At 40.2% G+C, this 23,485-nt stretch carries 24 protein-coding genes; 17 read left to right on the plus strand and 7 right to left on the minus strand.

All coding sequences use genetic code 11. The features are described 5' to 3' along the window. Nucleotide 1: 1 nt before the first annotated feature. From G5B06_RS14920 to G5B06_RS14935, 5 genes are all read left to right on the plus strand, one after another. Nucleotides 2–370 (plus strand): VOC family protein, encoded by a 369-nt coding sequence (locus G5B06_RS14920; RefSeq protein WP_173762507.1) that lies wholly within the window; start codon nucleotides 2–4, stop codon nucleotides 368–370. 10 nt (nucleotides 371–380) lie between these two features. Next, nucleotides 381–836, plus strand: a complete 456-nt coding sequence (locus G5B06_RS14925) for a YaiI/YqxD family protein (protein ID WP_173762506.1) — start codon at nucleotides 381–383, stop codon at nucleotides 834–836. A 1-nt stretch (nucleotide 837) separates the two neighbouring features. Continuing rightward, nucleotides 838–1,179 carry an arsenate reductase family protein gene (locus tag G5B06_RS14930; protein ID WP_021650098.1) on the plus strand — a complete coding sequence of 114 codons (342 nt, stop codon included), beginning with the start codon at nucleotides 838–840 and terminating at the stop codon, nucleotides 1,177–1,179. Nucleotides 1,180–1,686: 507 nt separating this feature from the next. Next, on the plus strand, nucleotides 1,687–1,809 hold the full coding sequence (locus tag G5B06_RS19275; RefSeq protein WP_256442545.1) for a hypothetical protein: 123 nt from the start codon (nucleotides 1,687–1,689) through the stop codon (nucleotides 1,807–1,809). Nucleotides 1,810–1,825: 16 nt separating this feature from the next. Then, nucleotides 1,826–3,016, plus strand: a complete 1,191-nt coding sequence (locus G5B06_RS14935; RefSeq protein ID WP_173762505.1) for a phosphopentomutase — start codon at nucleotides 1,826–1,828, stop codon at nucleotides 3,014–3,016. Between the two features lie 318 nt (nucleotides 3,017–3,334). Here the strand turns inward: G5B06_RS14935 and G5B06_RS14940 are convergent, their stop codons facing one another. Together G5B06_RS14940 and G5B06_RS19075 are read right to left on the minus strand one after the other, a co-directional pair. Then, the gene (locus G5B06_RS14940) at nucleotides 3,335–4,534 is read right to left on the minus strand and encodes an MFS transporter (RefSeq protein ID WP_173762504.1); all 1,200 of its coding nucleotides are present in this window, start codon (nucleotides 4,532–4,534) and stop codon (nucleotides 3,335–3,337) included. Nucleotides 4,535–4,606: 72 nt separating this feature from the next. Continuing rightward, nucleotides 4,607–4,741 carry a DUF1349 domain-containing protein gene (locus G5B06_RS19075; protein WP_147604293.1) on the minus strand — a complete coding sequence of 45 codons (135 nt, stop codon included), beginning with the start codon at nucleotides 4,739–4,741 and terminating at the stop codon, nucleotides 4,607–4,609. Between the two features lie 150 nt (nucleotides 4,742–4,891). Between G5B06_RS19075 and G5B06_RS14945 the strand changes: the two genes are divergently transcribed. From G5B06_RS14945 to G5B06_RS14960, 5 genes are all read left to right on the plus strand, one after another. Continuing rightward, nucleotides 4,892–5,743 (plus strand): AraC family transcriptional regulator, encoded by an 852-nt coding sequence (locus G5B06_RS14945; RefSeq protein WP_243279013.1) that lies wholly within the window; start codon nucleotides 4,892–4,894, stop codon nucleotides 5,741–5,743. Nucleotides 5,744–5,783: 40 nt separating this feature from the next. Beyond that, nucleotides 5,784–5,939: a DUF6440 family protein gene (locus G5B06_RS19080; RefSeq protein WP_330597024.1), complete on the plus strand. Its 156-nt coding sequence runs from the start codon at nucleotides 5,784–5,786 to the stop codon at nucleotides 5,937–5,939. A 294-nt stretch (nucleotides 5,940–6,233) separates the two neighbouring features. Further along, on the plus strand, nucleotides 6,234–6,977 hold the full coding sequence (locus tag G5B06_RS14950) for an MBL fold metallo-hydrolase (protein ID WP_118063987.1): 744 nt from the start codon (nucleotides 6,234–6,236) through the stop codon (nucleotides 6,975–6,977). Next, on the plus strand, nucleotides 6,964–8,331 hold the full coding sequence (locus G5B06_RS14955; RefSeq protein WP_173762503.1) for an MATE family efflux transporter: 1,368 nt from the start codon (nucleotides 6,964–6,966) through the stop codon (nucleotides 8,329–8,331). Before G5B06_RS14950 ends, G5B06_RS14955 begins: the two co-directional genes overlap by 14 nt. A 150-nt stretch (nucleotides 8,332–8,481) precedes the next feature. Next, entirely contained in the window at nucleotides 8,482–10,500 is a 2,019-nt protein-coding gene (locus tag G5B06_RS14960) for an ATP-binding protein (RefSeq protein ID WP_173762502.1), read from the plus strand. A gap of 81 nt (nucleotides 10,501–10,581) precedes the next feature. Here G5B06_RS14960 and hcp read toward each other — a convergent pair whose 3' ends face one another. After that, entirely contained in the window at nucleotides 10,582–12,186 is a 1,605-nt protein-coding gene (gene hcp, locus G5B06_RS14965) for a hydroxylamine reductase (RefSeq protein WP_173762501.1), read from the minus strand. A gap of 149 nt (nucleotides 12,187–12,335) precedes the next feature. Between hcp and G5B06_RS14970 the strand changes: the two genes are divergently transcribed. From G5B06_RS14970 to G5B06_RS15000, 7 genes are all read left to right on the plus strand, one after another. Beyond that, nucleotides 12,336–13,028 (plus strand): Crp/Fnr family transcriptional regulator, encoded by a 693-nt coding sequence (locus G5B06_RS14970; protein WP_173762500.1) that lies wholly within the window; start codon nucleotides 12,336–12,338, stop codon nucleotides 13,026–13,028. A 109-nt stretch (nucleotides 13,029–13,137) separates the two neighbouring features. Then, nucleotides 13,138–13,827: a Crp/Fnr family transcriptional regulator gene (locus G5B06_RS14975; protein ID WP_173762499.1), complete on the plus strand. Its 690-nt coding sequence runs from the start codon at nucleotides 13,138–13,140 to the stop codon at nucleotides 13,825–13,827. Nucleotides 13,828–13,847: 20 nt separating this feature from the next. Beyond that, a complete protein-coding gene (gene asrA / locus G5B06_RS14980) occupies nucleotides 13,848–14,846 on the plus strand; it encodes an anaerobic sulfite reductase subunit AsrA (protein ID WP_173762498.1) in 999 nt (332 codons plus the stop codon). A 1-nt stretch (nucleotide 14,847) separates the two neighbouring features. Continuing rightward, nucleotides 14,848–15,636 (plus strand): anaerobic sulfite reductase subunit AsrB, encoded by a 789-nt coding sequence (asrB, locus tag G5B06_RS14985; RefSeq protein WP_118368662.1) that lies wholly within the window; start codon nucleotides 14,848–14,850, stop codon nucleotides 15,634–15,636. A gap of 14 nt (nucleotides 15,637–15,650) precedes the next feature. Continuing rightward, nucleotides 15,651–16,616: a sulfite reductase subunit C gene (asrC, locus tag G5B06_RS14990; protein ID WP_173762497.1), complete on the plus strand. Its 966-nt coding sequence runs from the start codon at nucleotides 15,651–15,653 to the stop codon at nucleotides 16,614–16,616. Nucleotides 16,617–16,934: 318 nt separating this feature from the next. Further along, complete coding sequence (locus G5B06_RS14995; RefSeq protein WP_173762496.1) at nucleotides 16,935–17,405, plus strand: GNAT family N-acetyltransferase; 471 nt, start codon at nucleotides 16,935–16,937, stop codon at nucleotides 17,403–17,405. Between the two features lie 367 nt (nucleotides 17,406–17,772). Beyond that, a complete protein-coding gene (locus tag G5B06_RS15000) occupies nucleotides 17,773–19,128 on the plus strand; it encodes an MATE family efflux transporter (RefSeq protein WP_173762495.1) in 1,356 nt (451 codons plus the stop codon). 214 nt (nucleotides 19,129–19,342) lie between these two features. On the opposite strand, the gene G5B06_RS15005 is transcribed toward G5B06_RS15000, so the two are convergent. From G5B06_RS15005 to G5B06_RS15020, 4 genes are all read right to left on the minus strand, one after another. Beyond that, entirely contained in the window at nucleotides 19,343–20,230 is an 888-nt protein-coding gene (locus G5B06_RS15005; RefSeq protein ID WP_173762494.1) for a hypothetical protein, read from the minus strand. A 63-nt stretch (nucleotides 20,231–20,293) separates the two neighbouring features. After that, entirely contained in the window at nucleotides 20,294–21,658 is a 1,365-nt protein-coding gene (locus G5B06_RS15010) for a VirD4-like conjugal transfer protein, CD1115 family (RefSeq protein ID WP_173772412.1), read from the minus strand. Next, nucleotides 21,651–22,301 (minus strand): ClpP family protease, encoded by a 651-nt coding sequence (locus G5B06_RS15015; RefSeq protein WP_173772414.1) that lies wholly within the window; start codon nucleotides 22,299–22,301, stop codon nucleotides 21,651–21,653. Before G5B06_RS15015 ends, G5B06_RS15010 begins: the two co-directional genes overlap by 8 nt. Before the next feature lie 72 nt (nucleotides 22,302–22,373). After that, nucleotides 22,374–23,255, minus strand: a complete 882-nt coding sequence (locus G5B06_RS15020; protein WP_173762492.1) for a hypothetical protein — start codon at nucleotides 23,253–23,255, stop codon at nucleotides 22,374–22,376. Between the last annotated feature and the right edge of the window lie 230 nt (nucleotides 23,256–23,485).

Raw genomic sequence — 23,485 nt, forward strand, 5'->3', positions numbered from 1 at the left:
TATGCTGAAAAATGTACTGATCGTGGTAGATGATATAGAAAAATCTATAGAGTTTTATAAGGACTTATTTGGACTGCAAGTGATTCTTAAGAATGAAGGTAATGTGATCTTATCGGAGGGACTTGTTTTGCAGGATGCCGACGTATGGGGGAAAACATTGAATGAAACTTCTACGCCATTCAATAACATGATGGAACTGTATTTCGAGGACTTTGATATAGATGGATTGCTTGCGAAATATGAATCTGGTAAGTATTTCGTTCGATATGCCACAGAACTGACAGAACTTGCAGGTGGGCAGAAGCTTGTAAGGCTGTATGATCCGAGTGGTAATCTCGTCGAGGTTCGTACGCCATTTATGTGTAATTAAAGGAGAAGATATGCAGATTTTTGTTGATGCAGATGCCTGCCCGGTAGTCGGTATTGTTGAAAAAGTTGCAAAAGAGCACAGTATTTCGGTAACGTTATTGTGTGATACCAATCATGTGTTATCTTCTGATTACAGTGAGGTGATTGTAGTTGGAGCCGGAGCAGATGCCGTGGATTATAAACTGATCAGCATTTGTCATAGGGGCGATATTGTTGTATCACAGGATTATGGAGTTGCGGCAATGGCACTTGGAAAAAATGCGTATGCGATTCATCAATCTGGGAAATGGTATACCAATGAAAATATTGACCAGATGCTTATGGAGCGGCATCTGAATAAGAAAGCACGAAGGGCATCCGGAAAGAAGCACTTAAGAGGCCCAAGAAAACGAACATCGGAGGATGATGAGCATTTTAGAGAATCCTTCGAGAAAATGATACATATGGCAATGGATAAGGAGAATTGATTTGAACGTACAGATTTTTGGAACAAAGAAGTGCAATGATACAAAGAAAGCAGAACGTTTCTTTAAAGAACGTGGGATCAAGTTTCAGTTTATTGATATGAAAGAGAAGGGCATGAGCAAGGGCGAATTTAATTCAGTTGCTCAGGCAAATGGTGGACTGGAAAATATGATCAACTGGGAGGGCAAGGATAAGGATCTGCTTGCGCTCATTAAGTACATTGCAGAGGAAGATAAACTTAAGAAGGTGCTGGAAAATCCGCAGGTGATTAAGACACCGGTGGTTCGTAATGGAAAACAATCCACTCTTGGATATCAGCCGGATATCTGGAAGGCGTGGAAGTAAGAGTACCGGTAGATTTTTGACCAGGATAAAACAAATGATTCAACTGAAAGGCAAGGTACGTGGTGGAGCCATGCAAGATATCCTGAGCGAGAGACACCTAAAAATTTCAACATTCCGGAGACGGAAACCCGGCGTCCAGCCTTTTTGGCAGCTTCCGTCTTCTCAGACACTTCAAGATAAATGGCTTCCGTCATTTTCCCAGAATGTTGATTGCTTTTTTTAACACATCAAGTGCATCTTGGGTATCACGTAATTCACGTCTGAGACGGGCAATTTCCTTCTGCTCATACAGCATGATGAAAATGCACTTCTTCTGCGGACGAAAAACGTGATGTCAACCCTGACATCTGAAAGCGTAAATCACCGTAAATATATGTTCATGAGCTGTAAGGAACGTCTGATGAAGTATCTTGTAGAGTCCTACGCATGTAAAAGAGAAATAAATACTTGCATATTGCGGCTGAACAAGACACAGACGGAGCTCTGTCCGACAGAGGTGGATTCAATGTGAGAAGTGTTCAGAGAAGTATTGCAGCCTTGGAAAAAGAGAATCTGATCACCCTGGAAAGCGGAAAGATTACCGTATCTCAAGAACAGTTCGTGAAAATGAGGAAATATCTGGAAGAGTAGGAAGGAGACAAAAACCATGAAGAAATATAAGAGAATATTTACTATTGTAATAGACTCTTTTGGGGCAGGAGAAATGCCGGATGCGGCTCAGTATGGGGATGAAGGAACAGATACTATGGGACATATTTCCCAGAATGTAGATGAATTTACGATTCCAAACCTTCAGAAACTTGGAATTGCAAATCTTCATCCGTTGAAACAGGTTGCAGCAGTGGAACGACCAATGGGTTATTATACATTTTTAGAAGAAGTCAGTACCGGAAAAGACACTATGACAGGACACTGGGAAATGATGGGACTTCACATCACAAAACCGTTTAAGACTTTTACTGAGACCGGATTTCCAAAAGAGCTGATCGATGAGCTTGAGAAGAGAACGGGACATAAAGTAATTGGAAACAAGAGCTCCAGTGGAACAGAGATCCTTGATGAACTGGCTGAGGAAGAAATCGCTACCGGTCATATGATCGTTTACACATCTGCTGATTCTGTATTACAGATCTGCGGAAACGAGGAGACATTCGGACTGGATGAACTGTATCGCTGCTGTGAGATCGCTCGTGATATCACTATGAGGGATGAGTGGAAAGTCGGACGTGTTATTGCAAGACCTTACCTTGGCAAGAAAAAAGGTGAGTTCAAACGTACCAGCAACCGCCATGATTATGCACTGAAGCCCTACGGGAAAACTGCGCTTAATGCATTGAAGGATGCAGGTTATGATGTGATCTCCGTTGGAAAGATTTTTGATATTTTTGACGGTGAGGGACTGACAGAGTCCAATAAGTCAAAAAGCTCTGTTCATGGAATGGAGCAGACAATTGACATTGCAAAAAGAGAGTTTGAGGGGCTTTGTTTTGTAAATCTTGTAGATTTCGATGCTCTTTGGGGACATCGACGCAATGTAAAGGGATATGCAGAGGAACTTGAAAGATTTGATGTAAAACTTGGTGAACTTCTTGATGAACTTCGTGAGGATGACCTTCTGATCATTACAGCTGACCACGGAAATGATCCGACACATACAGGAACTGATCACACAAGAGAAAAAGTACCATTTTTTGCTTATTCCCCATCTATGGAGGGATATGGAAAGCTGGAAGATCAGAATACTTTTGCAGTAATCGGTGCAACGATCGCAGATAATTTTGAAGTTAAGATGCCGGAGGGAACAATTGGAAGTTCTCTTCTGGATGAATTGAAATAAAAGGAAGGTAAAGAGGAAACTGGTATGAAACTCTTATTAAATGTGGTTGGGATTTTGTGAAGAAAACGGTGTGTATGTAAAAGAACTATAAAAATACATTAGGTAATCGATATAAAATGATTCGTGCGAACCAATAACTAAAAGACAGGTCTAGATACATTGAAATAATTTCAGTGTGTCCAGACCTGTTTTTTTTACAGCTTCAGGTAGTTCAGATGCAATACAGATTTTTCTCTTTCTGAGAATGAATTTCATTTTTGACCACATTTTTTCAATAGGGTTTAAATCCAGGCTGTTTTATGTTTACTTTATACAGTACTATTTCTGATTGCACTGATTTTTTCGATATAGAAGAAACAGCATAAATAATAGAATTACCGGAAAAATAAGTCCGCATCCCATGCCAATCCGGATATTATTTCCAGCATTCTGGGTAATACGACCAACGATTCCAGGTCCAATACTGCCGCCTAAATCTCCAGCCATGGCAAGAAGAGAGAACATAGCTGTTCCGCCTGTTGGAAAAGTTTTTGAGGAAATACTGATTGTTCCAGGCCACATGATTCCAACTGAAAATCCACATGCAATACAACCGATAAGTCCGATAATCGGGTTGGATGACAAAGCAGTAAGTAGATAACAGACAACGCATAATATGCCTGAACCACTCATAAACTTCATTAAATCTAACTGTTCTCCATATTTCCCAAAAATTATACGGCTGATTCCCATTGTTATTGCAAACATACATGGACCTGCCAAATCCCCCAGTGTTTTTGATAATCCAAGTGCAGATTCAGCATAAGCAGATGCCCATTGAGCCATTGCAAGTTCAGAAGCTCCGGAACAGATCATCAGACATATTGCAACCCAGAAAAATGGTTTGGAAAACAGATTCTTAATTTCCATTCCAGAACCATTATCAACCAGAGGTTCAATAGGACAGGTCATGAAGTTATAAGTATTAACTGCAGGAATGATTGCCCATATTACGGCGAGCCATTTCCAGTTGTCTATTCCAAATATAAGAAAAAATAAGCTGGAAATCAAAATTGTCCCAACAGCTCCCCAACAGTAAAACGAATGGAGCAGACTCATAGTTGCTTCTTTGTTTTCAAACGGACAGGCCTCGATAATAGGGCTACAAAGTACTTCTATTAAACCGCTTCCGATGGCATAAATAATAACACTACATATAATTCCAATAAAAGGATCAGGTAAAAAATCAGGTAAAAATGCCAGCCCAAGCAGACCCAGTGCAGAAAATATTTCTGATGCAATAATGCACACACGATATCCGATATGATCTACGAATTTGGCACAGAACAGGTCAACCAGAAGCTGTGTAAAAAAGAAGAAAGTGGATATCAGAGCAATGTTACCGAGAGAAATATGGTAGTCACTGTGAAATTTCAAAAAAAGAAGCGGTGCGAAGTTTGCCGCAATAGCCTGTGTGATAAAGCCCATATAACAGGCAATTTTTGTCTTATGGTAGTCAGTTTTTTTAATAGCATTCATTTTTTATTTTCCACTCCGAATGTTTTTAACAGTTTTATGTTCGATAGAAAGATGCTCATAACAACATTTTGCCTAGTGACTGTCATCTGCCATTACCATTACAGAAGCAGAATCATAGGTCTCTTTAAAATCATGAGATACTTTTACTTTAAGGATAAAGTCGCCTTCAATGCTGATCTCACTTTCATTCATCCATTTAAAAATCATAAGAATACCTCTTTCCTTTTTTTACTTGATTATATAGCAAATATTAGATATATACATTGAATTAAATTGTAGAAATACTGTATAATATCGTAAAAGAAAGAATGTGATATGAAGATGGATTATAATAAGATACTTACAGACGAGGAGTTCATGGAAATTAAACAGCATGGAAGCAGTGCTTATCCATTCCAGTATTATTATGATAATCTGGAATTGTTTGATTTTCATTGTATTGAATGGCACTGGCACAGGGAATTTGAGTTTTTATATGTCGAGTCTGGACAAGTTACATGTGGGATAGGCGAAAAAAAGATTATATTGTCAGAAGGAGAGGCGATTTTTATCAATTCTAAAATATTGCATCAGTTTTATGCATCATCTGATGGTGTTATTCCTAATTTTGTATGTATGCCTGAATTTATTGCGCCAGAGAACAGTTTGATCTATAAAAAATATATTTTACCAATCATTTCATCGAATATATCCTTTCAATGTTTTCGAATTAATGAATCATGGCAGGTAAAAATTATACAAATTATGATAAAAATAATGGAAATACAGGAGAATGAGAAAATAAGAGAGCTTGCTACTTTGGCATTGTTGCAGAATTTATGGCTGATTTTTTATGAAAATGTAAAGTTATCTGGTAAAGAAGAGGTGCAAACAGTTGATGAGGCTGCACAGAAAAGAGTACAGTTAATGATGCAATATATACATGAAAATTATAATCATGGGTTGTCGCTGGATGAAATAGCTTCACATATAGGAGTAAGCAAAAGTACAGCACTTAATTTGTTTCGACGATTTTTACATACTACGCCGGTTGCTTATCTGATAGGATATCGTTTACAGGCAGCTTCCTGGTTATTGAAAAATACGAATAAAAAAGTAAAAACAATTGCTTATGAAAGCGGATTTCGTAATGTGGATTATTTTTGTAGATTGTTTAAAAGGCGTTATCATTTAACACCATCAGAATATCGTTGCATATGCTTAAAATAGTATAATTTATGAATAATAAAAAGATTCTGCATATGAAGGGATTCGTCAAATTCTTGTAGATAAGGAGACGGGAGTTAATTACCTTTGTTGGACATCCGGAAATGGAGCCGGTATTACACCTCTTCTGGATTCTGAAGAGTTTGATAAGAGTTTTACTTACAAAGAGAAACTCAAGCTCCCAGGACAACTTTTCTAAAAGGAAATTAATCTGATGATGGTGGGGAGATTTACTTCTCCCCGCTTGAAATCGACAAATTTATAACCAGGAAGTCGCTGGGGAATAGATATGGAAGTAAGATCTGGTTGATTTTTATGGAATCAGTGCACAGATGAAGACTTTTATTGACCGTACTTATCCAATCTGGCAGCATCTTGGTAAAAAAGAGGTTTACTATATTATATCGGCTGGTCTGGGTGTGGACATTATTTAAAGTAAGGGGATGTGTTGATTTGCTATCCGGTACCGGCGTTAATTTATACAGGTGATATTATGAAAATTACTTACATTAATCATAGTGGATTTTTACTTGAAACAAGAGACTGCTATTATATTTTTGATTATTACAAGGGTGAATTACCGAATCTTGACAAGGAAAAAGAAGTGATCGTCTTTTGCAGTCACTTCCATAAGGATCATTTTAACCCACAAATCTTTGGGATCCTTGATGATATGGGTATGACTTATCAGGCAGTTCTGGCGAATGATATACGAAAAAGGAACCATTTGTCGGGTATGAAGATCACATATGTTTATCATGATCAAACTTATAATCTGGATAATGGAACCCAAGTCGATACATTACTATCCAACGATAGTGGTGTTGCATTTATTGTTAAAACAAAGGAAGGCATCATTTACCATGCCGGTGACTTAAACGACTGGTATTGGGATGGTGAGTCGAAAACTGATAATCAGAGACTTACTTCAGCATATCGTGCGGAGATCAGGAAAATCAAGGGTATGTATTTTGACGCTGCATTTGTTCCATTGGATCCGAGACAGGGAGATCATTATGCCGACGGGATCCTGTATTTCCTTAAAAATGTAGATTGCAATGTCATTTTTCCAATGCATTACTGGAATGATGCCAATGTAATTAAGCGGTTTATTACTGAATATCCGCAATATAAGTCACGCATTAGAAACACAGAATGTACAAAACTAATTTTGATGAAAGGAAGAATAAGTGAAATTATGAAACCTGTGGGGGAATATGATAATGTCAAAAGATGAGTATTTAATCACAGATGCGCCTCTTAAAGCACTGACGTTTTTTGCAATGCCAATGATTCTGGGCAGTTTTTTTCAGCAAATATATAATATGGCTGACTCCATCATCGTTGGTCAGTTTGTTGGCTCCTCCGCACTTGCGGCTGTCGGTGCCTGTGCAGCACTGACCAACGTTTTCATTTGTGTGGCACTGGGCGCCGGGGTCGGTGCAGGTGTGCTCGTGAGCCGCTATTTCGGTGCCAGGGAGTATGGAAAAATGAAAACCATCGTGTCAACATCCTTGTTTAGCTTTTTAATTCTAAGCATAGTCCTTGGTGTTTTCGGCTTTTGCTTTTCCCACTGGATGATGAGTGTGTTACAAACCCCTGGAGATATACTGAATGATGCAGTGTTATATCTGCGGGTTTATTTCGTGGGATTTCCTTTTCTGTTTATGTATAACATTCTTTCCAATATGTTTACTTCCATAGGCGAATCAAAAATCCCACTGGGGCTTTTGATATTTTCGTCAATCTTAAATATTTTTATGGATCTCTGGATGGTGGCCGGACTTGGTCTCGGTGTGTTTGGCGCAGCTCTTGCGACTCTTATAGCACAGGGAATTTCTGCGGTGTTTTCACTTTTGCTTTTCCTTAGCAGGATGCGTCGATATAAAAGTCGCTTTGACTGGTTTGACAGGCAGGAGTTACATTCCATGCTTCAAATTGCTGTACCTTCAGTTCTTCAGCAGTCTACAGTGTCCATCGGTATGATGATCGTACAGGCAGTTGTAAATCCCTTCGGTACACAGGCACTCGCGGGGTATGCTGCGACGATGCGGGTAGAGAATGTTTTTTCATTGATTTTTGTATCGATCGGCAATGCGGTTTCCCCATATGTTTCCCAGAATCTTGGTGCAAAGAAAATTGAACGGATCAAAAAAGGATATCACGCAGCACTGGTGTTAGATATATGTTTTGCAGTTCTTGCTTTTATAGTCATTGAAACATTACATACTCAGATTTCCTCGCTATTTCTTGGTAAAGATGGAACTGCCGTGGCTTATCAGGTATCCGAGGGTTATATGAGATGGCTCGGTTACTTCTTCATCTTTATGGGAATCAAAATGGCAACAGATGGGGTCCTTCGTGGTCTCGGAATCATGCGCCCGTTCCTCATTGCAAACATGGTGAACCTGGCGATTCGCCTGTCTGTTGCTTTGATCTGTGCACCGCGTTTTGGCATTATATTTGTCTGGCTCGCTGTACCAGCTGGTTGGTTTGCGAACTTTTTAATATCCTATGTGGCTCTCAGAAGATCATGGCCGCCTGTTGAAGTGGTGTCACAATTGCCAGGGACACCTGGCTTGAAAAACTGATGGCATAACAATATGATGCTATGCTATAATAAAGTAAACGATTTGAAATATAAATTCAGAAATTCGGGAAGAAAATGGCAAATGGAGAAACTTGGAAATTAGGCAGAAAACCAAAAATCATTTTGGATTTTCAGGCGGGGGGAAAAGCGTATGGATGATTTCAAAAAACTCACAGAGCAGCTTTTGAAAATATATATTAACGCTGATTCAGCAAATGATCTGGGTATCGAAAATTACTTTGACGAAAATATCAGTCTGATTGGAACCGGGAAACATGAGCTTTACAGGAATCTGCATGAGTTTTTAGAATCATTTAAATTTGATGTAAAACGGAGAGGTAAAATCAGAATTGAAGTACGAAATTTACATCAGGAAGAAGAAAGACTTGATGATGACCATGTTCTTGCACACGGGACAGTAGATTTTGCAGGTCTGTTTAAGGATGGTTCAAGCTGTTTTGAAATGGAGACAAGATTTACCGTTATCTATAAGCGGACGAATGGGAAATGGCTGGTTCAGCATCTGCATCAATCAGCACCAGATCTGGAACAGATGGACGGTGAAGAGTTTCCTCTCACATTGGGAAAGCAGGTCAAAAAAACTCGGCAGGCACTTCAGGGATTAGGCACTGCCTACTATCACATCTCAAGGTTGAATTTAAAAACAAAGAAGGTTGAACTTGTCAAAAGATCTCGAAAAATGGATTTGGATATAAAAGATAATATTGCAGATTGGGATCCTCAGTTCAAGATTATCGAAAGTATTATAGCAGAACCGTTTGTACAGAAGTATATAGATTTTTTTGATATACAAACCATGGCGGCACGGCTCCATAATAAAGAATCTATGTCTTCCGAATTCAAAAAAAAGGATGGATCATGGTTTCTTTCCATGGTTGTTCCTCAGAGCTATGATAAAAATAGAAAGGTTACATCAGTTCTGATTGCAAATCGAGATGTGACAGAAGAAAAACTGCGGGAATTAAGACAAGAGGAAGAATTGCGGGAAGCTAAATTAAAAGCAGAATGTGCAAATAAAGCAAAATCATCATTCCTGTTCAATATGTCTCATGATATCAGGACTCCTATGAATGCAATTATTGGTTATGCAGATCTGGCATCCAGACATTTGAAAGAAACAGAAAAAATTGGCAGATATCTTGAAACAATACAAATATGCGGAGAAAGACTTTTGTCGTTACTCAGTAATGTTCTGGATCTTGCAAGAATTGAAAATAATAAGATCGAAATGGAATATGATGTTTCGAATGTCCATGAAAACTTTGAAAATTGTGTCGCTATGTTCCAACAGCTGGCAGAAAGTAAAAATCAGACACTCTCTCTGACAGAACAAATTATGTATCCGTATGTATATATGGATGCACCACATTTATCAGAAATCTGTTTCAATATTATAAGCAATGCTATAAAGTATACAAATACAGGAGGTACGATATCCTGTGATGTTGTACAGAAATCTTGTGAAAAAGATGACTGGTGCAATATGATCATCACCATTACCGATAATGGAATTGGTATGTCTGAAGATTTTCAAAAGCACATTTTTGAAATTTTTGAAAGAGAACGCAACTCTACAGTCAGTCATATTGAGGGCAACGGCATCGGAATGGGTATTACGAAAAAGCTTGTAGATCTTATGGATGGCTCAATAGAAGTGAAAAGCAAGCAGGGTGAGGGTTCCATATTTACAGTGACTGTTCCTTGCAGAAAAGCGTCAAAAGAAGATTCTATGATGAAGAAAAAAAGTAATCTGCGTAATAAGAATTGCCTGAATGGTGTTCGGATTTTATTAGTCGAAGATAATGAGATCAACACAGAAATTGCAACGGAACTATTAATGGAAGAAGGCTGTATTGTTGAGACTGCAAATGATGGTGCTGCATGCATTGATATGATTGAAAAGGCTGATGCTGATTATTACAAGATGATCCTTATGGATATTCAGATGCCGGTTATGAATGGATACGATGCCGCATTAGCTATTCGAAAGATGAAGGATACTAAAAAATCCAGGATTCCAATTATTGCAATGACTGCGAATGTCTTTGCGGAAGATATACAAAAGGTTCTTTCTGTTGGAATGAATGCTCATGTTGCAAAGCCTGTAGATATGAATATTCTTGTGCCAACAATGATGAAATATTTGTAAAAGACGTAAAGAAACAACATACCGCGAAAGTCCTTATGAAAGGGTAGAAGCCCCCACTGTTTTGTGGGGGCTTTGAAAAATTTATTTATTATGCTTCACCAGTGCTTTGAGGTCTTCTTCCGGTGTGGTAATAGGTGCAATACCATAATTTTCTACCAGAAAATTCAGAATATTAGGAGAAAGGAATGCCGGAAGAGAAGGACCAAGACGGATATTTTTGATACCCAGATGCAGGAGGGTTAACAGGATACAGACTGCTTTCTGTTCATACCAGGAGAGTACGAAGGAAAGCGGAAGCTCATTTACAGAACATCCAAATGCATCTGCAAGTGCCACAGCAACCTGGATCGCACCATAAGCATCATTACACTGACCCATATCCATCAGTCGTGGCAGACCACCGATCTCTCCCAGATCGAGATCATTGAAACGGAATTTTCCACATGCCAGGGTGAGGACAATACTGTCAGAAGGTGTCTGCTTCACAAATTCCGTATAATAGTTTCGACCTGGCTTGGCACCGTCACAGCCGGCAACCAGGAAGAAATGGCGGATCGCGCCTGATTTTACGGCTTCTACCACAGTACCTGCATGGGACAGGATAGCTGCATGACCAAAACCGGTTGTCACTTTTTTACCACCGTTGATACCGGAGAACATCTGATCCTCTTTGTAACCACCCAGCTCCAGTGCTTTTTCAATAAGTGGTGTGAAATCTTTCTTCTCGTCAATATGGACAGCTCCCGGGAAGGCAACTACTTCTGTTGTAAATACTCTGTCAGCGTAGCTGCTTTTTGGAGGCATCAGACAGTTGGTAGTGTAGAGGATCGGGGCTGGAAGATGGTCAAATTCTTTCTGCTGATTCTGCCATGCAGTTCCGAAATTGCCTTTTAAGTGAGAGTATTTCTTTAAGAATGGATAGGCATGGGCAGGGAGCATTTCACCATGTGTATAGATATTGATTCCTTTTCCCTCAGTCTGTTCAAGCAAAAGCTGCAAATCTTTCAGATCATGTCCGGTCACGACAATAAAAGGCCCTTTTTCTACCGTAAGTGTAACATCAGTTGGCTCTGGTGTTCCATAGGTTTCTGTATTTGCCTTATCAAGAAGTGCCATGCACTTCAGATTGATCTCTCCTGTTTTGAGTACTGTAGAAAGCAGTTCTTCTGTGTTTTCTTCATAACCGATCTTAGATAATGCTTCGCAGAAGAACTGATTCACTTCGGCATCTTCATAATTCAGAACATTTGCATGATAGGCATAGGCAGCCATTCCGCGGATACCAAAGAGAATAAGAGACTTCAAAGAGCGGATATCTTCGTTGGCATTCCACAGCTGCTGAAGATCATATTCCTCTGTTTTACTGTATGGAGCCTGACATTTGTTGCAGTCAGAAATCAGTCTTTCTTTTTCTGTTCTGACTTTTTGTATCATATTTTCGATTGCAGCATTGTCAAAATTTACATTTGTAACTGTAGTAAACAGTCCTTCAATTATGATCTGTCCGGTTCTTTTTGAAATAGTTTCCGTGCTGTCGGCAGCTTTAGCCAGACTGATCAACGCACCTGTCAATTCGTCCTGTAATTTCGCTGTATCTGCTTTTTTTCCACAGACACCGGCATTTCCGGTGCAGCCGGTACACCCGACAGTCTGTTCACACTGAAAACAAAACATTTTTTTATCCATTATTGTATTCTCCTTTTATTCTGTGATTTTTCCGAAGGATCGTTCTTATTATTTTATCCTCGGCCAGTAGTATTTATCCTTGGTTTCTGTTAGGAGTATAGTATAATAATTACAACGTGTATGTTTGATTTCCAACAGGAGGATTAATTTTGAAAAAATATTTACCCATTTTGAGAATCAGTCCTTTCTTTAAGGGTCTTACTGATAATGAGATATTATCTATACTACACTGCGTAAATGCAGCAACAATCTCCAGAAAAAGGGATTCTTATATTTTCAGAGCCGGAGACTCTACCGAAGTAATGGGACTTGTGGTGTCAGGCTGTGTTCTTGTTATTCAGGAAGATCTGTGGGGACATCGGAATATTTTGTCAAAATGTCATGCAGGAGACTTTTTCGGTGAACCATATGCGGCAAGTCCGGGAGCTGTTCTGAATGTCAGTGTGGTAGCAGATGAGGATTGTGATATTATTTTATTAAATGTTCAAAGGCTTCTGGTTTCCTGCCCAACAGTATGTGAGCATCATCAGAAGCTGATTCGTAACCTGGTCGGTGTCCTGGCAAATAAGATCCTGATCCTCAACGATAAAATCACACATGTGGGCAAACGAACGACAAGGGATAAGCTGTTGTCCTATCTGTCGTCGGTATCTATCAGACAGGCATCGTTATCCTTTGATATTCCTTTTGACCGGCAGCAGCTGGCAGATTATCTTTGCATTGACCGTGCGGCAATGTCTTCGGAGATATCAAAGCTGCAAAAAGAAGGACTTATAAAAACAAACAGAAACCATTTTGAGCTGACTGTCTGTAATGATACGGATTCAGGAATAAAAATGTGATATACATCACGGAAAACGATAAACTTTTTCATTATAATACAAAAGGAATGCGAGACAAGAGTAGTTTATTATCAGAAACTGCAAAAGCTATACCAGCGAGGTTGATACAATGGGACAGATAACACTCAGGGAACTGGAGAAGATGGATTTTTTTAAAGAAATACCAAAGGATATTCTGCAGAACCTGCTTAATGAAAGTAAAGTTGTTTCTTATAAGAAAAAAGAAGTGATTTTTCATTCACGCAGCAGAACCAAAACAGTATATTTTGTGTATTCCGGCGAAGTGATGCTTTATAATCTGACCAAGCATGGAAATCGAAAGGTGATTTTTATCCTGGGAAAAGGACGGCTTTTAAATCAGAGCATTGTAAGCAAAAAGCCGAATGCACTTTTTTGTGAGGCTGCCTGTCCGGTGCAGGTGATAGAAATTGCAGAAAAACAGTTTCTTCAGCTTATGGAACAGAGCCATGCTTTGACAAGAGCTGTTTTGAGAGAGTATGAGAGAAATCTCTGGCGAATGGGGCACCAGCTAAAGAATACGACCGGAAACATGCAGATGGAGCGAAAAATAGCTGCAAAATTATGGAAGCTCGGTCGTGATTTTGGCGTAGATACGGAAGACGGGGTGATGATAGATATTGATCTTACCATTACCCTGATGGCTGATCTGGTTGGTGCACCAAGGGAAAATGTATCTCGTGCCTGTAAGGTTCTTACGGACAGAGGTCTGATCCGTTATGGCAATAAGCGCTTTATTCTGATAGATTTTGATGGTCTTGCAAAATTTTATAAAATGTGATTATGAGAAAGGGGTATCTGATGGGAAAACGAGTCAGCAGTGATGAGATGCAGAATATTTTTAAAATTTTGCAGAAATCCTATGATGTGTATGGACCGAAAATTTACCAGGGGACAGGATGCTTTTCAGATACAGATGTAGTTCGTTATGGTCTGCTGAACAGCTGGGAAGAGATTGTCTGGAATCAGAAGTCGGATTACAGCTTTAAGGAGGTACTGCTTCCGATTTCAGAGACGATTCTTTATTTTACGGAGAATGAGATGAAAACAGCAGACGGAGCAGCAAGACAGCGGTTGATTTTCTTAAAAAGCTGTGATTTTCATGCCCTGAAACGCCTGGACGACATGTATTTGAAAAATGGTGCAGAGGATTATTATTACAGAAGAATGCGGGAAAATACAGTTTTTGCTGTGATGGGGTGTAAGGAATCCGGAAAAAATTGTTTTTGCGTAAGTATGGGAACGAATCGTTGTGAAGAATATGATATGTATATTTTTCAGGATGAAAATGGATGTTACATGGAGCTGAAATGCAGAGAACTGGAAGAATTATTATGGGATTATGGACAGAATGTTCAGGAGAAACCGATTTTTGTGGAAAATAATGAGGTTCATGTAGAGGTTCCGGAAAAACTTTCAAATACAATCCACCAGGATTCCATGTGGCAGGAATATGGCAGTCGATGTATTGGCTGTGGCCGCTGTAATTTTGTCTGTCCTACGTGTACCTGTTTTACTATGCAGGATATTTTTTATAAAGATAATCCAAAGGCCGGAGAGCGTCGCCGTGTATGGGCTTCCTGCCAGGTAGATGGATATTCTGATATTGCCGGAGGACACAGCTTCCGCCAAAGTCAGGGTGAAAGAATGCGCTTTAAGGTATTACATAAAATTTCAGATCATAAGAAAAGATTCGGATATCATATGTGCGTCGGCTGCGGGCGTTGTGAAAATGTCTGTCCGGAGTATATTTCCTATATCGAATGTCTTCAGAAACTGAAAGAAAAGGAGGGAAAGTAAGATGACGAATGAATATATTCCTTTCTTATCTAAGATAAAAGAAATCGTGAAGCATACAGAGACAGAATATACATTCCGTATGACATATGTGGGTGAAGTAAGACCGGGACAGTTTTTTGAAGTTTCTATTCCTAAATATGGTGAGGCACCGATTTCTGTCAGTGGTATAGGAGAAGATTATGTTGATCTGACCATACGCAAGGTTGGCAAGGTGACCGGAGAGATTTTTGAACTGAATGAGGGAAGCTGTTTTTTTATGCGTGGCCCGTATGGAAACGGTTTTGAGAAGGAGAATTATCAGGGAAAAGAACTGATCGTGGTAGCTGGTGGAACAGGAGTATCTCCTGTGAGAGGAGTGATCAGTTACTTCGGTGAGCATCCGGATGAAGTGAAAAAATTACATACGATCCTTGGGTTTAAATCGCCGTCAGATATTTTGTTCCGTGAGGATCTGAAGATTTGGGAACAGCAGATGGAGCTGATCCTGACGGTGGATTCCGCTGATGACGATTCTTATAGGACAGGACTTGTTACAAAATATATTCCGGAACTTGAGCTTGATAATATCCATGAGACTGCAGCTATTGTTGTCGGACCACCGGTTATGATGAAATTTGCAGTAGCAGAGCTTTTAAAGCTGGGAATGAAGGAAGAACAAATCTGGATATCTCAGGAGAGAAAAATGTGCTGTGGACTTGGTAAATGCGGGCATTGTCGAATGAATGATACATATATTTGTCTGGATGGTCCGGTATTCTGTTATTCAGAAGGCAAAAAACTGTTTGATTAGGGGAGAAAATCGTAATGGATATCAATACAAAGAAACTAAAGAAAAATGCCTTCCGTGTATCAAAGGTCCGTGGGCTTACGGCTTCCAGAGTTCGTGTTCCGGGAGGGTGCTGTAATGCAGACGTTATGCAGCAGGTGGTGGATATTGCCAGAAAATATGGAAACGGACAGATCCATGTTACCACTCGTCAGGGATTCGAAATTGAAGGAATCCATATGGAAGATATGGATAAAGTTAATGAGATGCTTCAACCGATCATTGATAATCTTCAGATCAATCAAAATGAGGCAGGTACCGGGTATTCAGCATCAGGAACCAGAAATGTCTGTGCATGTATCGGAAACAGAGTCTGTCCTTTTGGAAATTATAATACAGCAGCTTTTGCGAAGAGAATCGAAAAGGCTATATTTCCTAATGATCTTCATTTTAAAATTGCACTTACAGGTTGTGCCAATGACTGTATCAAAGCAAGAATGCACGATTTTGGAATTATTGGTATGACAGAGCCACAATATGCCCCTGATCGTTGTGTATCCTGTGGCGCCTGTGTAAAAGGCTGTGATAAGCTTTCGGTGGATGCGTTAAAGATGGATAATTACAGAATCGTGCGCAATGAAGAAAAATGCGTAGGCTGTGGAGTATGTGTGACAAAATGTCCTACCAGAGCATGGACCAGAAGTGAAAAAAAATATTATCGTTTGACACTTATGGGACGAACTGGAAAGAAAAATCCACGTCTGGGAGAAGATTTTTTGATCTGGGCAGATGAAGACACTATCGTCAAGGTTATCCTGAACACCTATAAATTTGTAAAAAAATATATTGATCCAAATGCGCCTGGCGGCAAGGAACATGTGGGATATATTATTGACCGTGTAGGGTTTGCAGAATATAAAAGGTGGGCGTTGGATGGTGTAGTACTTCCGCAGGAAACGATAGTGAAAGATAATATTTACTGGAGCGGAATACATTACAGATAATTATAAATAAGATAATTCCAATATAAGGAATTTTGCAAAAGAAGGTTGAACGGAAAAAAATTGCCTGTCTAAAATGATGCTATTGTTATAAGCTTTCTTAAGTGATATACCGAATATACACAGGGAAAGAAACCATGTGAAATTACAGTTTTGTTTTCACATGGTTTCTTTTATATACAGAGGTTAGTTTACACTAACAGAAGAGGGCGGATTGCTTTTGCAACCGTCGATCTTTCTTTACCAGGAATCCACACGATGGTATTATGGTATGTATAAAGAACCTATAAAATCAGTTGTTGAGAAACAGGGAGGATAAAAATGATCATTAGAAAAGCAGAAGAAAAAGATATTCCGAGAATCCTGGAATTGTTAGGGCAGGTGCTGCAGATTCATGCAGATATAAGGCCTGATATTTTTATTCCAGCCACAACAAAATATAAGACAGACGAATTGGCAGAGCTTCTGAAAAACGAAGAAAAGCCAATATATGTTGCAGCAGATGAGGCTGATGTTTGTGTGGGGTATGCATTCTGTCAATTACAGGAGCAGCCTTTTTCAAACAATATGGTGCCGTTTAAGTCTTTTTTTATAGATGATCTGTGTGTCGATCAGGAGGCACGAGGTCAGCATATTGGGGAAAGCCTGTTTGAATATGTAAAAAACGAAGCAAAGCAGCTGGGATGCTATGAAGTAACATTGAATGTATGGGCAGGAAATATTTCAGCAGAAAAATTTTATGAGAAAATGGGAATGCGGACAAAAGAAAGGCAGATGGAATACATATTATAAGGCGGTTCGCCTGTTTAGGGAAAATTTATTTCATAAAGTGCGGCATCTGCACAGCACATGAGCTGTGAACGGCTGGATGCAAATGGAACCATATTAGAGAGAATACTGAAAAAACTCGCGGTTTTGTAAGGTATATGATATACTGTTCTCTATAAGTAAATATCTTATGGGAATTCACTGAGGACCTGAGTAGTGCTGCAAAACCGGTCCTGGACAGATGAGAATTTCCTTCCACTCAATGACAGGATGGAGCTGTATTTTGAGGACTTCGATATGGACGGATTGCCTGCGAAAGATGAGTCAGTCAGGCATTTTGTCAGATATGCCACAGGATTATAAATTCTAAAAACTAAGGAAGAACTGTTGTATGTTAAATAAAAAAGATTTCTTGAAATATGCATCAAAATTAGCATTTCCGATCATGATCCAAAATCTGATCGGAACACTGGTAAATGTTGCTGATACCGTAATGCTGGGATATGTAAGCCAGACTGCCATGTCGGCTTCGTCCCTTGCCAACCAGTATACATTTATTCTTTTCTGTTTATATTACGGCATGGCCACAGGTACCTCGGTTTTGTGTGCTCAGTACTGGGGAAAGGGGGATAAAAAGACAGTAGAAAAGATTCTCGGCCTGGCAGAGAGGATCTCGCTGATCGTTTCTCTTGTATTTTTCGTTATCTCTTTTTCCATGCCGACTACGATTATGAAGATTTTCACAAACAGTCCGGATACTATTGCTGCCGGCAGTGAATATTTGAAGGTAATCTCATTTTCCTTTATGTTTATGGGATTCTCTCAGGTTTTTATGAGTGCTCTTCGAAGTGTCGGAAAAATAATGCTGCCTTCTGTTACATACATTGTATCTCTTTGTGTCAATGTGCTTTGTAATGCCTCCTTTATCTTTGGATTGTTTGGACTTCCAAAGCTTGGCGTTACAGGTGTTGCCCTTGGTACTGTTATTGCCAGAATCGCAGAGGTATTGATTTGTCTCATCTATTCATTAAACAGCTCCGATGTCAGATTCCGGATAAAATATTTCTTTGCAAAATCAGGTATTCTGTTTCGGGACTTTATGAAAATTGCCTCTCCGGCTGTAATAAATGATGTTGTCTGGAGCTTTGCCAGCTCAGCATTTGCAGCGATTCTTGGCCACATTGGTGATGATATGGTTGCCGCAAATGCTGTTGCTGTTATGGTGGTAAACATTGGTGCTATCGCCTGTCGTGGCTTTGCCAACGCTACTACTATCATTATCAGCCAGGAGCTTGGTAAAGACCATAAGGATACAGCAAGAGAATATGGGAAACGTATGCTGAGAATAACAATTATCGTAAGTCTGATCGGATGTGCCGTTATCCTGGCAGTCCGCCCTATGATACTGGATTTCTACCGGGATAAACTGACAGAGAAAGCCATTTATTATCTTGGTATTTTTATAGTTATGACAACCTGGCGTCTTGTGGGAGAGGGTATCAATACCTGTCTTATATGTGGTTGCTTCAGAGGCGGTGGTGATTCCAGGTTCGGAATGATCGTGGATTCCATATTTATGTGGCTTGTTGCAGTTCCTCTTACTTTCCTTGCAGCATATGTTTTAAAACTGCCGCCTGTCTGGGTATATTTTATAATGACCCTAGATGAATTCGAAAAAATGCCTGTGGTGTTCATCCACTATTTCAGAAATAAATGGCTTACGAACATTACCAGAGATTTTGACTGATCATGTGGCTGCAGCTATCAGAAGCTATCAGAACTGTACAGATCATGTGCAGAAAGACTGTGGAACGAATGATCGATCTTCTGGAGAATGAATCTCAAATTGAGAAGAATGTGTGTTCTCTGTGAAATAGTTCGCAGATGTACTACAGATTATTAAAGGTGAATCAGATAAGTCCCCGGCGGAGCTGCAACAGGCATACGCAGGGGACTTTGTTTTATTTGGCAACTGGGAGTTTCTCAAAAGCATCAACCGGAAGAAGGTAGCGCATAGTGCAATTTCCTTTGTATTTTGGTGTATTTGGGTATTCTCCCAGAGGTACATATTTGTTTCCGTATTTGTATCCGGATTCGATCAGCTGCTGGAGTTTGTCCAGGGTCATGGTATATACGTCGGTTTTGTGCTCATCTTTATCTACGAAGATGATTTCATAATGGGACAGATCAATACCGGAACGGCAGGCGAATTCGATCATCAGGAAACAGAGGTCTTTGTTGAAGAGAAAGCTTGAACAGCCATAGGTCGGAACATGAATTGTACGACGGAGTTTTGATTTATCAGGGTCCTCATACGGCATATAGCTGTTTTTTCCGGAAATGGTATTGGTAAAGAGAGAGTTTTTACGAAGCATTGCCTGCATCAGTTTATCTTCCGTATAAATTGCACAGTCAGGATGTCCGATGATCCATGGGTTAGCTGAGTTTCGGTCGAATCGGAAAGGCATTTCTGAGTCGTAGAAGTGAAGCTGGCAGGAGGTGCCAATTTTGCCGGAAATTGCATTACAGATTGCCTGTTTGAGTTCTCTGTTTCCCTGCATTGATTCTTTATCTGTCTTATGCTGGTAGTAACTTGTCATAGGCCTGGAGATAGATTCATTTAACTGAACGGAAACGGCATATTCGCAGATTTTTCCGTTTTTGTTGATGCTGTTACCTTTTCGGATATCTAAGGTAACAATATCACCAAGACTAAGAGAGTGACAGCCAGGATCACTGGTAGAGAAGTTGATGTCGCCATGTTCGCGTCCCGGGTCTTCACATAATGAAATGTATCCAAAACCATGTTCTTTGTTTAAGTATTTAACTTTTCCTGTATATTTATCCATAATAAAATTCTCCTTTACTTTACATTATATTTTGTATTTTTTTGATCATTGATTTGTTGTAAACTAGTATGCTACATCTGTTAATTCGTTGTTTTTGGAACGGTTGTCTTTTGTATGGATAACCGGGGTTCTGTGTGTTATGGTATCAGCCGCCGAAGCGGAGACCAGTTCGAGATACAGAGGGTCTTCTTCCAGACTGTATTTCGTAACCTGCTGAGGTTTCTGGCCTCTGACGAAAAGCAGAGCGGCATCAATTGGAAGTGTGAGGATAGTGTCTGCGGTTTTGTTTGCTTTTACGGCGATGTAGCGGGCGGTTTCCACATCCTGTCCGCCAAGGTACAGGCAGGAATCGCAGTTATTGATGATGGTCATGGCACGGTCTTTTCCATACATGGAGTCAAGCTGTGAAAGACTCTGAAGGATAAGGCTTACATAGATTTCTCTGGAGCGGATGACAGAGATGACCTTATCAAAATCAGGGATTACTGCATTGGATGCAAAGTCATCCATGATAAACCGTACCGGAACCTTAAGTCGTCCATCAGGAGAGCAATCTGCGCTGTCACAAAGCTCATGAAGGGCCTGAGAGTAAAGCAGATTCAGCAGTTTATCGTTGGAACGATCGGTATCGCTCACATTGATGAACAGGGCGATTTTTCGACGGCCCAGGGAACGGAAGTCCACCTGATGTGGATTGGAGAACATTTTGAGTGCTCCTTTTGAGGTATAGGAACTGAGCTTTTCTCCTACGAACATGCGGATGCAGGCGTGGGTTTTGTCAGCAGAATCCGTGCCTTTGTAGAGCTTCCATTTCTGCAGGGCATAGCTTTCCGGAAATGCGTCACCCCATTCGGTTATCAGCGATTTGAACATGGATTTTGCCATAAATTCCTGAATCTCTGCCACGGAGCCAAGGTGCTTTTCGTTCTCAGGAAGTGCTTCCATGACATAGGCGATCAGTGTTGCCATAAACATTCTTGCCGAATAATCCCAGAACGGATCTCTGTCACATTCGATAGGGCAGAGATATTCTGCAAGCATTTCGATGTCCTGTGTATTGTAAGGATAGGACTGGTCTGTGTAACGTTCTATGCAGGAGAGAGGGTTATATCCCATGGGAGACTGATCCATTTTTGCAAAGTTCAGGTTCCAGACTTCATAACCCTCCTTTTTCAGATGTGGAGACAGCCTTCGGGAAAGGGTATTTTTTGTGTCTACGATGACCATGCTTTCGTTGGAATGGAGGATATTGGGTATTACATATCCTCTGGTTTTTCCGGCGCCGCTGACGCCGATTATCAGGTCATTGTTGTTGAGGCCTGTCTGCCAGGTATTGTTGTTTATGTAGCGGCCCTGTGCCAGGATGCGGTGATTGTCGTTCAGAGTAGTGCTTACCGGTTTCTTAAGATTTGTAGTTTTATTAGTCATTGTTCTGATCTCCTTTTTCTTCTGATGATTTTGTTGTGGATTTTGTTTCTGCTGTTTGAATGATCGTGTCGGCCAGGCCGTAATCGACTGCTTCTGAGGCAGTAAACCAGGTATCCTGCGCTGTTTTTTCGTAGATTTCCTCCAGTGTTTTGCCGGTGTGCCGGGCCAGAAGTTCTCCAAGGATCTGTCTGGTTTCCATGAGAGAATCTATTTTTGTGTGCAGAAGCGTTGCGCTTCCGGTCAGCCCCTGGCCTGCAATCAGAGGATCGTGGATCATTATTTTTGAATGGGGAAAAATCTCTCTGGTGTCACCAGCCGTGAACAGCAGTGCTCCGAAGCTGGCAGCAGTTCCCATACACACAGTGCGTATCGGGCAGGGTATGGTCTGCATGATGTCATAGAGAGCCAGTCCGTCAGCGACAGATCCTCCGGGACTGTTTATATAAAGAGTGATTTCTGCTTCCGGATCCTGGGCTGCAAGGTACTGGAGCTGCAGGATCAGGCTGCCGGCAGAGTCTGCGTCTATTTCTCCGAGGCAGTAGATTTCCCTTTGAGAGAGAAGGTCGTCCAGTACGGAGAGATGGAAGTAGCCGTCGCTGGTTTCTTTGATGATCTGTGGCATATTGTAAGGGTTCATTTTCATAGTGATATTCCTTTCTTTTGTTTGTTGAATTTGAGTTGTTACAAGTCTTCACCCGCTAACCCCGCAGGGGTTTTATTTGATTTTGTTGAAATCTTTTTTTATCAGTGCAGAATATACCTGTGCCATAGGATAAATGAAGAGTGCATAAAGGCCCTGTTCAAAATAGGTTCGGTCAAAATCTCCACAGGCATAGTATTCCAGGATAGTGGCATCCTGACCATAGCCGCTGTGGGACTGTTCCAGTCTGTTGTAAAGATTTCTTGTTGGAGTTATTTTTGTCAGAGACATACTTTTCAGGCACTCAAAGTAGTCACAGAATGTTGTATTGTTCAGAAACAGGCAGAATGAATATCCAAGTTCTGAAGGAATCATGGCAGGAGGAGTATTTGCCATATTGTAACAGTAGAATTTGGCCTTGTATTCCTTGGAGCTTTCTATACGTTGTATCCGTTCCTGAAGAGGGATCCTCTGTTTTTCACCATAGACGATATGGGTAGAACGGCAATGATTTACATATCTCCAGGCAGACTTCTGAAGCAGATCCTCTGGTGTATGGATTGAGCCATGAAACGGATCACCAGGGTCATAAACAGCCATATCGAAGATATCCAGAAATGGCTGATAGACAGCATTCAGAAGTTGCTTCCGAATGATCGCCTCTTCTCCTGTTGTAATACGTGCGGATGGCGACATTCCTGTCTGTTCTGCAACAAACTGAAATGCCATTCCTGTTGGGATTTCCGGAAAATTCCACTTTTGTTTGTGATTGGTAAATTCTTCCATTACAGAGGCATATTCTTCCGGATGGCAGAACATGAAATCCGAAAATGGCATCAGGACGATCTTTTCTATGATGTTGCAGATCGCCAGAGGTTCTGTTGTATGAGCGTTACGGATATTCTTTTTTCGCTGTTTGAGTGGAGTCTGTGTCAGAGTTATAGTTTTGTTGTTCATAGAGTTTCTCCTTTTCTGTTGAATTTTTTTTGTTGATTTTAATGTGTTGCGTACCATACCATATGCAGACAGCGCGAAACTGTTTTTTACAGAAGACTTTTACATCATCATCACTTTGTATCACATATAGGAGTTATGGAAAATTATGAAGTACAATAAATAAAATCAATAATCAAGCCTGCAAATAAAAAGTCAAGGCTAAATTGAAGAACATTGAAAATTTTATACAG

Source organism: Blautia luti, assembly GCF_013304735.1.
Lineage (GTDB): Bacteria > Bacillota > Clostridia > Lachnospirales > Lachnospiraceae > Blautia_A.